Origin of the sequence: Pseudodesulfovibrio cashew (assembly GCF_009762795.1) — a bacterium.
GTDB classification, from domain to species: Bacteria; Desulfobacterota; Desulfovibrionia; order Desulfovibrionales; family Desulfovibrionaceae; genus Pseudodesulfovibrio; species Pseudodesulfovibrio cashew.
In genome coordinates this window covers 3,529,605-3,543,289 of the sequence record NZ_CP046400.1, presented here as the reverse complement: position 1 = coordinate 3,543,289, position 13,685 = coordinate 3,529,605, and the positions used below count along the sequence as shown (strand labels likewise).

Here is a 13,685-nt window from a genome sequence, read left to right as displayed (position 1 = left end):
CAAGATGTCCCGCTACGAAACCGTTATCGGTCTTGAGGTGCACGCGCAGCTCAAGACGGAGTCCAAGATTTTCTGCTCCTGTTCCACCAAGTTCGGGGTGGACCCCAACGAGAACGTGTGCGCCGTGTGCTCCGGCATGCCCGGTGTATTGCCCGTGCTCAACGAGAAGGTGGCCGAGTTCGCCGCCAAGATGGGACTGGCCACCAACTGCGAGGTCAATCTCAAGTCCGTGTTCGCGCGCAAGAACTATTTCTATCCCGATCTGCCCAAGGGATACCAGATTTCCCAGTTCGAGCTGCCCATCTGCGAGCACGGTCACGTGGACATCGAGGTGGAGGGCGAGAAGAAGCGTATCGGCCTGACCCGTATCCACATGGAAGAGGACGCGGGCAAGAACATCCACTCCGCTGCCGACAACGCCAGTTTCGTGGACCTCAACCGCACCGGCGTGCCCCTCATCGAGATCGTCTCGGAGCCGGACATGCGCTCCGCCGAGGAGGCCGTTGCCTACCTCAAGGAGCTCCGGTCCATCCTGCTTTACCTGGGCATCTGCGACGGCAACATGGAGGAGGGCAGCTTCCGCTGCGACGCCAACGTTTCTGTCCGTCCCTACGGGCAGGAAGAGTTCGGCACACGCGCCGAGTTGAAGAACCTCAACTCCTTCAAGCACATCCAAAAGGCCATCGAGTACGAGGTGGAGCGCCAGATCGATCTGGTGGAGGACGGCGAGAAGGTGGTGCAGGAGACAAGGCTCTATAACGTGGAAAAGGGCACTACTCACTCCATGCGCGGCAAGGAAGAGGCCCACGACTACCGCTATTTCCCGGACCCGGATCTGGTCCCGCTGGTGCTTGAAGAGGACTGGGTGGCCCGCTGGCAGTCCGAACTGCCCGAACTGCCCACGGATAAGCGCGAGCGGTTCATTGACGAGTACAAGCTGGCCGATTACGACGCGGCCCTGCTGACCGGCGAGCTGGCTGTTGCCGACTATTACGAGGAGGCCGTGGAGGCCTACGGCGGCGAGGCCAAGAAGGTTACCAACTGGGTGGTGGGCGAATTGTTGCCGTTCTGCAATGACACCGGAACCGAGGCATGCGACTGCAAGCTCTCCCCGGAGAAGATGGCCGCGTTGCTCAAACTGGTGGACGACGGCACCATCTCCGTGAAGATCGGCAAGGACGCCTTCCGCGACCTGTGCGAGTCCGGCGATGACCCTGCGGAATACGTCAAGGCCAAGGGGTTGGTCCAGATGTCCGACACCGGAGAGCTGGAAGCCATGGTCGACAAGGTGCTGGCCGACAATCCCGGCGAGGTGGAAGCCTACAAGGGCGGCAAGACCAAGCTCATGGGTTTCTTCATGGGCCAGGTCATGCGTCTCTCCAAGGGCCAGGCCAACCCCGGCATCGTCACCCAGCTCATTCAAAAGAAACTTTCGTAGGGAAGAAGTCGGCGGGACCCCTTGTAAGTAAGGTTCACCTCTTCTCATTCCCCTCAGCCGACGGAGGCACCACACATGACCGAACATATTCAGTTTTCCGACGAGAAAGACGCTTTGATCCTGCTTGACCAGCGGTACCTGCCCAACCGGGAGGACTGGTTCGAGTGCAAGACTACCGACGACATCTGCTACGCCCTGGTGGTGATGGTGGTGCGCGGCGCTCCGGCCATCGGCGTGACCGCTGCCTACGGCTGCTACCTGGCGGGCCGCGAGGTTCAGGGCATGGACGGTGACTGGAAGGCCAATCTTGAGAAGAAGCTCGACCAGATTCACGACGCCAGACCCACGGCGGTCAACCTGCGCTGGGCCGTGCGCGAGATGCGCCGCGTGTGGAAAGAGGCGGGCGATGTCTCCCTGGAGGAACTGCTGGCCACCTGGCTGAAGCGGGCCAAGGAGATTCATGCGGCGGACATCGAGATGTGCGAGCTGATCGGCAAGTTCGGCGGCGAGCTGATGGACGACGGCGACACGATCATGACCCATTGCAACGCCGGGGCTCTGGCCACCGCCGGGTACGGTACGGCGTTGGGCGTGGTGCGCGGTGCCATCGACCAGGGCAAAAAGGTGTCGGTCATCGCCAACGAGACCCGTCCGTTTTTGCAGGGTGCGCGTTTGACCGCGTACGAATTGCACAAGGACGGTATCCCGGTGAAAGTCGCCTGCGACAACGCGTGCGCACTGCTCATGAAGCGCGGCCTGGTGGACAAGGTGGTCGTCGGCGCTGACCGCATCGCAGCCAATGGTGACGCGGTCAACAAGATCGGCACGTTCGGTGTGGCCGTGCTGGCGGACCGTTTCAACATTCCGTTTTATGTGGCTGCCCCCCAGTATACCATCGACCCCGAGACTCCCACCGGTGATGACGTCCCCATTGAGGATCGTGATCCCCGGGAAGTGACGCACATCGGTGACCACCGCATTCCGCCCGAGGGAGTGGAGGTATACAACCTGGCCTTCGACCCGACGCCCAACGAACTGATTGCGGGCATCATCACCGAGAAGGGTGTTCTGTATCCGCCATACAAGGAAGCTATCAAGAAACTCTTTGAAGAGTACCCGGAAGGATAGACGAATTTTGCATAAACACAAAAAAGGCGGCCATTTTGGCCGCCTTTTTTGTGTTATAATTGAAAACTTTCATAAATGGGCGAGAATAGGTATGGTTGTTTGGGGAAGAAGGAGACGGGGTTCTTGTTAATGGCGTCGCAAGTCGGCAGTTGTGGCAATTACCAAAGAGGGATGTATGGGATTCAAAAGTGTTAATTCCGCGATTACGCTTCTTATCGCGGCCGTGATACTGGTCACTGCCGCCCTGGGAGTGTGGTGGGTTGGCAACAGTACTTACAAGGTGCTGGAAGACGAGGAAAAGTCGTCCATGGGCAATGTTGTCAATCAGGCCATGGCCGCCCTGGACGAGTACATGGCGCAGACCGGGGACATGACCCGGATGCTCGCCTCGCAGCAGGCAGTGGCAAACGCCTTGAATGGAGGCGATCCGCTGGAGGCGGATTGGCTGTTCAAGGATCTGTTGGACAGTACGGATCGCTACTGGGCGGCTTTCGCCTTTGACAAGAATGGCCGGGTGGTTGCGGGCTACAATGCCAAGGGTACGCACATGGCGGGCGCCGACCGCTCGGATCGCGGGTATGTTAAAGCCATTCTTTCCGGGGAGAGTGATTTGTTCCTTTCCAGGGATATTCTGATCTCCAAGAGTGGTGGCGGCATCATGATTTTCGCCGCCGCGCACGTCATCTACGATCATAATGGCGACATCATCGGCGGTGTGGGCCTTTTCCCCAAGTGGGAGAATTTCACCTCGCGTTTCATCGACCCCTGCCGGGTCGCGGGCGGCACCGGGTACGCCTACATGCTGGATGCCAAGGGACGCTTCATCGCGCATGGCGTGGACAGAAGCCTGTTCCTCAAGGATTACTCTTCTGAAGATTTTGTGCAAACCGCGTTGGAGAGCAAGGACGGCAGCACCTATTACGAATGGCAGGGCCGGAGGAAGTTCATGGTATTCAGGACCCAGCCGAAAACCGGTTGGGTTGTGGTCATGAGCGCCTTTGAGGACGATATGGTCCGCGCCGCATATACGCAGCGCAATTATCTCGCCATGGGCGCGGTGGGCGTCGCTCTTCTGCTCATTGCGATCATGGTCCTTTTTGTCCGCAGGCTTGTGATTGGGCCGGTGCAGCGCATCCTCGAGTATTCCTCGGGTATCGCCAAGGGTGATCTCGACACCGAACTGAACGGGTCCTTCCATTTCGAATTCAAGACATTGTCGGAGCAGATTCAGGCCATGGTCGGCGAGCTCAAGACCAAGCTCGGCTTTTCCGAGGGAGTTTTGGAAGGGATGGTCCTGCCCTGCGGGCTCATCGGTGCGGATTTCAACATGATGTGGCTCAATCAGGAACTGCTCGACATTCTGGAGAGGGAAAAGGAACCGGATGCCTATGTCGGCATGACGGCGGGCGAGTTTTATTATCACGATGCCGAGAGGGAGACATTGTCTCACCACGCCATTCGCGAGAAGCGCCGTCTCAGCGAAGAAGTGATAATCGGCATGCCTTCGGGCGTGGACAAGAATATCCTGGTAACAGTGACGCCGTTTTACGACATGGACGGTGAATTGCTGGGATCGCTTTCCATCCTGATCGACATGACCGAAATACGGACCCAACAGAAGCTCATCGAGGAGCAGAACCAGCGTATTTCCGAAGCCGCCACCGAGGCGGAGGAAATCTCTCACTATCTGTCCAGTGCGGCGGAAGAGCTGTCTGCGCAGATTGAACAGGCCCAGGCCGGAGCTGACACCCAAAAGAACCGGGCGTCGGAGACCGCGACCGCCATGGAACAGATGAACGCCACTGTGCTTGAAGTGGCCCGGAACGCCGGTCTGTCCGCTTCCGAGGTGGACCAGGCCAGGGAGCACGCTCGTCGGGGCGAGGATATCGTCAGGCAGGTCATCGAAGCCGTGGGCGAAGTGCAGGCCGAGGCCGACAACCTCAAGTCCTCCATGCAGGCCCTGGGCAAGCACGCCGCCGATATCGGCAAGATCCTCGAGGTGATAACCGACATTGCCGACCAGACCAACCTGCTGGCGCTCAATGCCGCCATCGAGGCGGCCCGGGCGGGCGACGCAGGCCGAGGCTTTGCCGTGGTCGCCGACGAGGTCCGCAAGCTGGCGGAAAAGACCATGAACGCCACCAGCGAGGTGGGCAACGCCATTACCCAGATTCAGGCCATGACCCAGGAAAACGTGCAGGCCACCGACTCTGCGGTGGAGGCCGTCGCCCGGAGCACCACGTTGGCCGGAGATTCCGGCGATGCCTTGCGGGAGATTGTCGCAGGCGTGGAGGCCGCTTCCGACAGGGTGCGGGCCATCGCGGCCGCAGCCGAGGAACAGTCCGCCACCAGCGAGCAGATCAATCGGGCCACTGACGAGATCAACCATGTAGCCATTGAATCCTCCCGAATTATGGAAGAGACCACCGGAGCCATCCAGGAACTGGCCTCCCTGGCCTCCAGACTCAACGGTGTAATCGAGAGCATGGCGGGCAGCTAGCCGTTTCGGAGGTAAGTCATCGTCGAGAATTGCCTCGACATTCAATTCAAGGTACGGTACTCCCGCGCTTCCCCTGAAGGGAGCGCGGGATTTTCCTTCCCGCAAACAACTATTCCGGAGAAATCGTTATGCTGCCTATCGTCGCCCTGGTGGGACGCCCCAATGTGGGCAAGTCCACTCTTTTCAATCGGCTGCTGCGCAAGTCGCGGTCGATCACCCACGATATGCCCGGGGTGACGCGCGACCGCATCTACGGCGAGTGCCGGATGGGCGACGTTCGCTTCGACCTTGTCGACACCGGCGGCATGTGTCTGGAGTCCGAGGCCACGCCCGAGTTGTCCAAGGATTTCGAGGACGAGATCTTCGAGCAGGCGCGTGAGGCCATCGAGGAAGCCCACGCCATCATCTTTGTGGTGGACGGCAAGGAGGGGCTCACCCCGCTGGACGAGCAGGCCGCCGAGTATGTGCGCCGCTCGGGCAAGCCGGTGCTGATGCTGGTCAACAAGGTGGACGGCGACGAGTTCGCCGCCGAGATGACCGCCGAGTTCCATTCGCTGGGGCTGGAGCTGCTGCCCGTTTCCGCGGCACACGGCTATAATCTCCCGGACGTGCGTGATCGTGTGCGCCGTTTCGTGGTGGATCTGGACATGCCGGCGGACGAGGATGACGGCGTGGAGCGCGGACTCAAGCTGACCATGCTGGGCCGTCCCAATGCGGGCAAGTCCTCGATCATCAACGCCATCATCGGCAAGGACCGGCTTATCGTCTCGGACGTGGCCGGAACCACTCGCGACTCCATCGACGTCACCTTCGAGAAGAAGAATAAGCGGTATACCTTCGTTGACACCGCCGGGGTGCGCAGGCGGGCCAATATTCAGGATCACCTGGAGAAGATCAGCGTCATCCGGGCGTTGAAGAACTCCAAGCGGTCCGACGTGACCATTCTGACCATTGACATTACTCTGGGCGTGGGGCGGCAGGATAAGCGGCTCATCGAATTTCTGGCCCGGGAGAAGGTGCCTTTCATCGTGGTGGTCAACAAGGCGGACCTGGTGCCTCGCAATGAGACCAACCAGGCGCTGGAGGCCTTTCGGCGCGAACTGCGCATCGTGCCCCACGTGCCCATTGTCATGACCAGCGCGCACAAAGGGGTGGGTATCGGCAAACTGCTGCCCATGGCCGAGGCCATGCGTCAGGAGTGCGAAATTCGTATCGGTACGGGTTTGCTGAACCGATCCCTCCAGGCCGTGCTGGAGCGTCAGCAACCCCCGGTGGTCAAGCGACGCAGGCCCAAGTTTTTCTATGTTACCCAGGCAGACGAGGACATTCCTACTTTCGTCTTTTTCTGCAACGATCATACCTTGGTCAAACAGTCCTATGCCCGCTATCTGGAGAATCAGTTCCGCAAGATGCTCGGTATCAAGACCGCGCCGGTGAATGTGGTCTTCCGTTCCAGCCACGACAAGAAGGAATGGGAAAAGAGCCGGGGCATCTCCGGTATCGGCAAGCGCGGCCCGGGCAGGGAACGTATCGGCGGAGCCAAGACGCGCCGTCATGAGACCAAGTACAAGGCCCTTAAGAGCAAACGCAGGAAAGAGGCCGAGGCCAAGGAAAAAAAGGGCAAATAAGGGACAACCTTATTGACAAGAAATGGTTGAAAAGGGTAGGGCAATTCTTCTTGACCGGGGTACGGAGACGCATCCTGGATCAAGCCGGAGAAGTGGCCGAGCTGGCTGAAGGCGCACGCCTGCTAAGCGTGTTATGGGCGTAAAACTCATACGAGGGTTCAAATCCCTCCTTCTCCGCCATATTTCAAGGGCTTGCAGCGAATGCTGCAAGCCCTTTTGTTTTTTGCCGAGAGCGGTTGATATCTGGATATCTGCGTTGGTCAGCTCCAACGGACCAGGCGGGGTTCGCATTTGCCCACCAGGCCTGGGTGCATGGGGATGACGCGGACGCCGTAGCGCAGGGGGCCGGAGACGTGGGGCGTGTAGTCCGTGCTGAACTCCAGCGTATTTCCCTCGGTGTGCTTCAAGTGCATGGACACGCAGTCTACAATTCGTTCCTCATCCTGGGTGGCGGCCACCAACTCAACGAGGAGTTCCTCCTCCAGCATCTGGCCCTTGTCGATCTTGACCTTGAGGGTCAGGGTGCCGCCCAGCTTGAAGACGTTGCCCCGAATGCCCTCCACCTGGACCTCCTTGATGGTCACGGTGGCGAATCGGCCCGGGAGGCGCTTCTGCCAGTCGCCCAGCTCCTGGGCCAGGGCATAGCCCTGCCTGTTGCGCCGTGCTGTCAGATCCATGGCCGGGAGATAGAGGTCGTCGATGTAGTTACGGACCATACGGTGGGTGCCGTACTGGTTGAAACCGGTCTTCATGGACGCCTTCATGCGCTCCAGCCAGGCATGGGGTACGCCGTCGCCGCCCCGTTCGTAGAATGCTGGCACCACTTCGGTCTCCAGGGACGCGTAAAGGTTGTCCGCGTCCACGATGTCCTGATTCACCTGGTTTTCGTATACCAGTCCGCTGCCTACGGCCCAGCCGTTGTGGCCATCGAAGGCCTCATCCCACCAGCCGTCCAGAATGGAGCAGTTGGGCACACCGTTGACTGCGGCCTTCATGCCGCTGGTGCCGCTCGCCTCCATGAGCCGGGTGGGGTTGTTCAGCCATACGTCCGCGCCGGAAACCAGCAGGCGGGCCAACCGGATGTCGTAGCCCTCCAGGAAAATGACCCGGCCCAGGAAGTCGTCCTGTTTGGCCAGGCGGCAGATGAGGTTGATGTAGCTTGAGCCGATGGTGTCCGCCGGGTGGGCCTTGCCCGCGAAGATGATGTTCACCGGCTTTTCCGGGTTGCAAAGTATCTCCTTGGCCCGCTGGAGGTTGTGGAAGAGCAGGGTGGGCCGTTTGTAGGCGGTGCAGCGCCTGGCGAAGCACAGGGTCAGGTGATCCGGGTTGAGCGCGGCGAGAAAGGCGCTCAACCGGTTGGGGGGTTCTCCCTCCCTGATCCACTGGTCGGAGATGGACCTGGCCACTTCGTCGTAGAGGCGGTGCTTTAGAGCCACGTGAGTATCCCAGAGGCGGCGTTCGTCCACGGCGTCCAGGCAGTCCCAGCCGTCGCCTTCCAACAGGTGGCGGTGGACGCTTATGTTGCAGGAGGACTCGATGTCGTGGCGGATTCGCTCGTCCAGCCAGGAGGTTATGTGTACGCCGTTGGTGACGTGGCCTATGGGGATTTCACCGAGCAGGAAGCCCCGCCACAGGTCCATCCACATACGCCGCGATACGTCGCCGTGCAGTTTGCTGACGCCGTTGCGGATGCAGGAGAGCTGGAGGGCGAGAACGGTCATGTTCAGGTGGTCCGCTTCTTCCGCGTAGATATGCCCAAGGTTCCAGAGTGAGTCCCATGGGACACCCATCTCTTCGGCATAGTTGCGGAAGTAGTTTTCCACCAGGGATTTCTCGAAGCGTTCGTTCCCTGCCGGGACCGGGGTGTGCATTGTGAAGACCGTGGAGCCTCGGACCACCTCCTTGGCCGAGGCGAAGTCCAGGCCTTCCAGGAGCATCAACTGGCGGATGCGTTCGAAGAGCAGGAAGGCCGAGTGGCCTTCGTTCAGGTGATAGATGGACGGGTCGATGTCCAGCGCCTTGAGCAGGCGCACGCCGCCCACGCCGAGGATGATCTCCTGTTCGATGCGCCCCTTGGATGAAGGTTCGTACAGCCGGGATGAAATGTCCCGGTCCGAGCGGGAGTTCTCCACCACGTCGGTGTCCAGCAGGTAGAGCGTGGCCCGCCCCACATGGACTTCCCATATCTGCGCGAAGACATGCCGTCCGGGCAGGTCCACGCTGATCAGAATCTTTTCGGTCTCGCCGTTGTGCAGCGGGGTGATGGGCATGGTGGCGAAGTCGTTCTCCCGGTATTCCACCACCTGGTCGCCGTTGCCGTTGATGCGCTGGTGGAAGTAGCCGTTCTTGTACAGCAGGGAGATGCCCACGAAGGGCAGGTTCAGGTCGCTGGCCGACTTGATATGGTCGCCCGCCAGCAGGCCGAGTCCGCCGGAGTAGACCGGGATGGACTCGTGCAGACCGAACTCCATGGAGAAGTAGGAGATGGGGTTGTCCCAGGTGATGCCTTGGGTGTTGGCCCTTTCCTTCTCTTCCATGTAGGCGTCGAACCGTTCGAGGATACTGGAGAACCTGGCCATGAATTCGATGTCTCCGGCCAGGTGGTTAAGCCGATCGCGGTCCATGGTATCCAGGAACAGTACCGGGTTGTGTCCGCATTTCCGCCACTTGTCCTCGTCGATCCATTCGAAGAGTTCCTGGGCGTCCCGGTGCCAGACCCACCAGAGGTTGTTGGCCACCTCCCGCAGGCGGGCCAGGGCTTGGGGCAGCTCTGTGATCACGGTGAAGGCGCGGAGCCTGGGCTGGGTTGTGTTGACGCCGGTGAAGCTGATCTCCTGGCCCGGCGCGGCAGCCATGCGCTGGACGCCCGCCACCCTCTCGGTGCGGATTCCGGCGGCCCGCTCATAGGCCTCGATATAGCGAGGGTAGAAGTGTTCCCAGGTAGCCTCTTCGGCGATCCTGCGCGCTTCGGCGCTGCGGTAGGCGCGTTCGTCGTCGGACCACCCCGTAAACTGCCTGAGGAATTTCGACAGGTTGGCGCGGGCCGTGTCGTAGTCGTCGTCCAGCCGGTCGAGCACGTGCACGCCGGGGTGCCCTTCGGGGTGTTTCTCCATGACCCACTGGCCGAATCCGGCCCGGTCCGAGGTCACCGTGGGAACGGCAAAGGCCGCGCTCTCCATGGGCGTGTACCCCCATGGTTCGTAGAAGGACGGGAACACGGTCAGGTCCATGCCAGCCAGGGCGTCGTAGTATTCCAGGTTGAGCACGCCGTCGTTGCCGTCCAGGTAGACCGGGATGAAGATGGCGCAGCATCCGTTATCCGGGGTGTTGTTCAGGCCGCGTTCGCGGCAGCGGCGGATGATGGGGTCCTGTTCGGCGTCGCCCAGGTGGTGGGTGGCGATGCCTGCGTATTTCTGCAGGCTGTAGTTCTCCTTTGGCATTCTCCGACGGGCCGCGTCGCTGAGCCCAGCATAGCCGCAGGTGACCAGGAGGAAAGTGACCACAGTGGTGCCGCTTCCTGCCAGTTCACCGTCAATGTCGCCCATACTGTCGATGAGCAGGTCGATGCCCTTGTTATGAAATTCATAGCGTCCGCTGGTGGCCACCAGGAGCGTCTTCTTCGGATCAAGATCTCGTTCGAGGAAACGGGAAGCCAGGTCCAGAAGACGTTTCCTGGCGATCTCGCGCGTCTTGGCCATGGCCGAGGGCTCGGCGAATCCTTCCAGGTTGAAGCCGTTGACCGTGACCACGGCGGGGTTGGTGCCCAGCAGGTTGGAGGCCTCCCGCCTGGTGATGTTGGAGACCGTGGTGAAGCAGTCCGCCTCGCGCGCCGAGACCGACTCCATGGAGTGCTTGGCCGAGACGCCGAAGACTTTGGCCTCCTGGGAGGGCTCGATCTCCTCCAGCCGTTCGTAGATGTCCACGCCCGAGCCGGACATGGCCCTGCCGAGCATGGTGGCGTGGGTGGTCAGCACGGTGCTGACGCCGGGGGCGTGTTTCTTCAGGTAGAGCACGCCCGCCCCGGACATCCATTCGTGGAAGTGGGCGAAGACGTCCGCCACCTCCTCCACGTCGTCGTGGAGCTCCTTGATGGCCATGGCCGCCGCAGTGCTGAAAAGCACGGGCTCGATGTAGTCCCAGCCTCCGGCCATGGAGTCAACACCGAAGTCGTTCCAGAGCTGGAAGAGGAGTTTGTCGTGGGCCGGAAAGGCTCCCTGGAACCCGATGAGCAGGACCCATGGATTGCCGGGTGCGTCCCAGCGCCCCACGGCGGTCTCGATGCCCTTTTCCTTGAGTCGTCCCAGGGTGGGCAGAATCTCTTTTGGCGGATCGTGCGGCGTGAAACCGGGGTTGCGGTCCAGAAGCGGGCCCACGGCAACATAGCGTCCGCCGAAGGCGTCCATGGCCTGGGCCGCCTTGCTGCTGATGACGGTGTGGATGCCGCCCACCTTGTTGCAGACTTCCCAAGAAACTTCGACAAGCCAACTGGTATCCATGCTGTTCTCCTAATCGGCGGACGCCGCGGGGGCGTCCAGCCTGAGCGCCAGGTCGTTGAGCACGTTCATGTAGGTGATGAACGCCTGGTGCGGTGTGTCATATGGGTTGAAGTACTTGTGCACGTCGCCGTCCGAGAACCACTTGGTGCACATGTAATAGAAATGGTCGCTTGTGAGCAGCTCGCGCCAGGAGGCGATGATGTCGTCGTCGCCGGAGGCGAGGACCTTGTCCTCCAGGGAGTATGCCAGTTCGGCGGCCTGGTCCTGCATGGGGTTGCCTAGCCAGGCTGTGACGTCGCGCTCCAGGTCTGCCCAGGAGGTAAAGTAGGGCACGTCGAGCTGGGCCATGGGGTCCAGCCGCGCTGCCGCTTCCGCAGGTGTCTGGAAGGCGAAGTCGCCGCGCGACAGGATGCTCCCGGGCAGGCTGCGGAAGAACTGGAAGATGCCGGTATCCTCCCACTGATGCTCGCCGATGGTCTCGTAGTCCATGAACAGGTTGATCACCTCGCCGTTGCCCGCGATGGCGTTGACCCAGTTGGCGAACTTGTCCGTGGTCACCGGCCATTCGTCCCAGTTGCGGTCCGAGAAGCGGAAGGCCACGTCATCCGAGAGGCGGTAGTTCTTGAGCATGGCCTTGAGCCGTGTGCATCCGGCGGGCTGGTAGAGGAAGTTGGGCGAGCGCCAGCCCAGGACCTGGTCCGCGCCTTCGGCCAGGATTACCTTGTAGCCCATCTTCTCGATCTCCAGGGCCAGGTCGTTGTTGTAGATCAGCTCGGTATTGCGGAAGGTCACCGGGGAGGAGCCGAAGAATTCCTTGAGGACCCTGCCGTGCATCTTCACCTGCCGCCGGAACTCCTCCCGCGAGAAGAGGAAGGACAGGGAATGGTAGTGAGTCTCGCCGATGAACTCCACGCACCCGGTGTCGGCCAGTTCCCGGAAGGAGTCGAGGACCTCTGGGCAGAACTCCTGGAACTGCTCCAGCGCCACGCCGGTGATGGCATAGGCGATGCGGAAGTCGCCACGGAACTGTTCGATAAGGTCGAGCATCATCCGGTTGGCGGGCAGGTAGCACTTGCGGGCCACCTTGCGCAGGATGTCCCGGTTGGCGACTTCATCGCGGTAGTGGTGGCTTCGCCCCATGTCGAAGAAGGAATAGCCCTTGTCCAGGCGCATGGGCTGATGCACCTGGAAATAGAAGCAGATCGAGATCATGCCGCACCTCCCGCCAGTTGCCGGTACACGTCGAGGACCTTTTCGGCGGCCCGGTCCCATTGGATCTTTTTCAGGGTTTGTCTGCCTCGTTCTGTCAGTTGTCCGGCCCGTTTTTCGTCTTCCAGGATGTCCAGGATTTCGAAAGCCAGCCGATCCACATCCCAGAAGTCGATCTTTACGGCCTCGTCCAGAATTTCGGCCACGCCGGACTGCTTGGAGACGATGGCGGGGACGTCGAAGACCATGGCTTCAAGGGGCGTGATCCCGAAGGGCTCGGATACGCTGGGCATGACATAGAGGTCGCTCATGGCGTAGATGCGCTCCACGTCCATGCCGCGTACAAAGCCGAGGAAGTGGAATTTGTCCGCCATGCGCAGTTCGGCCATGCGTTCCACCATGCGCGGAAACATGTCGCCGGTTCCGGCCATGGCGAAGCGGACGTGCGGGTTATTCTCCAGCACCTTGGCCGCCGCTTCCACGAAGTAGTCCGGCCCCTTTTGGAAGGTGATCCGTCCGAGGAAAAGAACAAGTTTTTCCTTGAAAGGTTTGGTCACCCTGATTTGGCCCAACCTACGCTCCTGGGAGACAGCGTTGTGGACCACGCTGATCTTGGCAGGGTCGATGGAGTAGCGTTTGACAATGATGTCCTTGGTGTAATGGCTGACCGCGATGATCCTGTCCGCAGCTTCGAAACCGGCGCGTTCGATGTCGTAAACCTGCTGGTTGACGTGTTCGCCGCTGCGGTCGAACTCAAGGGCATGAGCGTGGACCACCAGGGGCTTGCCCGAGACGCGCTTGGCCTCGATGCCAGCCGGGGCGGTCATCCAGTCGTGGGCGTGGATGACGTCGAACTGTTCGCTTGCCGCCAGGTGCGCGCCCACCACGCTGTAGCGGACTATCTCGGCCATGAGGTTGCCGCCGTAGCCTCCGGCGAAGTCGTTTTCCACCTCGCCGACAATGTCTTCGTTGGACAGCAGTTCGTTGCTTTCCAGGATGGCTCGGTATTCCTTTTCAGTCAGATAGGGACGCAGGGGGGAGAGGACCTCCAGCACGGAGACGCGCTCCCGCAGTTCCAGGATTTCGCGGATACCGATTTTGGCCCGCACGCGGTTGGCGCCCTTGAGGGTCAGGTGTCCGCCTTCCTCGCCTGAATCCAGGCGGGGCAGGACAAAGAGGATGTCTGTACCGAGTTTGGCCAATCCCTTGGTCAGGCCGAGGCATGCTGTTCCGAGGCCTCCTGATATATAGGGGGGGAACTCCCACCCGAACATGAGTATGCGCAT

7 protein-coding genes and 1 tRNA gene are annotated in these 13,685 nt (G+C 60.8%); 5 read left to right on the top strand and 3 right to left on the bottom strand.

Features of this window, described 5'->3' with window-relative positions:
• Window positions 1-4: 4 nt before the first annotated feature.
• The 5 genes from gatB (at window position 5) to GM415_RS16205 (ending at window position 6,874) form a co-directional block, all read left to right on the top strand.
• The gene (gatB, locus tag GM415_RS16225) at window positions 5-1,438 is read left to right on the top strand and encodes an Asp-tRNA(Asn)/Glu-tRNA(Gln) amidotransferase subunit GatB (RefSeq protein ID WP_158950027.1); all 1,434 of its coding nucleotides are present in this window, start codon (window positions 5-7) and stop codon (window positions 1,436-1,438) included.
• Window positions 1,439-1,513: 75 nt separating this feature from the next.
• Entirely contained in the window at window positions 1,514-2,566 is a 1,053-nt protein-coding gene (gene mtnA / locus GM415_RS16220; protein WP_158950025.1) for an S-methyl-5-thioribose-1-phosphate isomerase, read from the top strand.
• Between the two features lie 175 nt (window positions 2,567-2,741).
• A complete protein-coding gene (locus tag GM415_RS16215; protein ID WP_158950023.1) occupies window positions 2,742-5,066 on the top strand; it encodes a methyl-accepting chemotaxis protein in 2,325 nt (774 codons plus the stop codon).
• Between the two features lie 128 nt (window positions 5,067-5,194).
• The gene (gene der, locus GM415_RS16210) at window positions 5,195-6,694 is read left to right on the top strand and encodes a ribosome biogenesis GTPase Der (protein ID WP_158950021.1); all 1,500 of its coding nucleotides are present in this window, start codon (window positions 5,195-5,197) and stop codon (window positions 6,692-6,694) included.
• A gap of 86 nt (window positions 6,695-6,780) precedes the next feature.
• A tRNA-Ser gene (locus tag GM415_RS16205) sits at window positions 6,781-6,874 on the top strand.
• Between the two features lie 80 nt (window positions 6,875-6,954).
• On the opposite strand, the gene glgP is transcribed toward GM415_RS16205, so the two are convergent.
• The 3 genes from glgP to GM415_RS16190 are packed head-to-tail and all read right to left on the bottom strand — an operon-like array spanning window position 6,955 to window position 13,685.
• Window positions 6,955-11,190 carry an alpha-glucan family phosphorylase gene (gene glgP, locus GM415_RS16200; protein WP_158950020.1) on the bottom strand — a complete coding sequence of 1,412 codons (4,236 nt, stop codon included), beginning with the start codon at window positions 11,188-11,190 and terminating at the stop codon, window positions 6,955-6,957.
• Between the two features lie 9 nt (window positions 11,191-11,199).
• Entirely contained in the window at window positions 11,200-12,402 is a 1,203-nt protein-coding gene (locus GM415_RS16195; protein ID WP_158950018.1) for a glycoside hydrolase family 57 protein, read from the bottom strand.
• Window positions 12,399-13,685, bottom strand: a complete 1,287-nt coding sequence (locus tag GM415_RS16190) for a glycosyltransferase family 4 protein (RefSeq protein WP_158950016.1) — start codon at window positions 13,683-13,685, stop codon at window positions 12,399-12,401. The genes GM415_RS16195 and GM415_RS16190 overlap by 4 nt, the downstream gene beginning before the upstream one ends.

What these genes read in the sequence shown, in the direction of transcription:
- mtnA (WP_158950025.1), top strand. Translation starts at nt 1,514, where the DNA reads ATGACCGAACATATTCAGTTTTCCGACGAGAAAGACGCTTTGATCCTG.
- GM415_RS16215 (WP_158950023.1), top strand. Translation starts at nt 2,742, where the DNA reads ATGGGATTCAAAAGTGTTAATTCCGCGATTACGCTTCTTATCGCGGCC.
- glgP (WP_158950020.1), bottom strand. Translation starts at nt 11,190, where the DNA reads ATGGATACCAGTTGGCTTGTCGAAGTTTCTTGGGAAGTCTGCAACAAG.
- der (WP_158950021.1), top strand. Translation starts at nt 5,195, where the DNA reads ATGCTGCCTATCGTCGCCCTGGTGGGACGCCCCAATGTGGGCAAGTCC.
- GM415_RS16195 (WP_158950018.1), bottom strand. Translation starts at nt 12,402, where the DNA reads ATGATCTCGATCTGCTTCTATTTCCAGGTGCATCAGCCCATGCGCCTG.
- GM415_RS16190 (WP_158950016.1), bottom strand. Translation starts at nt 13,685, where the DNA reads ATGCGCATACTCATGTTCGGGTGGGAGTTCCCCCCCTATATATCAGGA.
- gatB (WP_158950027.1), top strand. Translation starts at nt 5, where the DNA reads ATGTCCCGCTACGAAACCGTTATCGGTCTTGAGGTGCACGCGCAGCTC.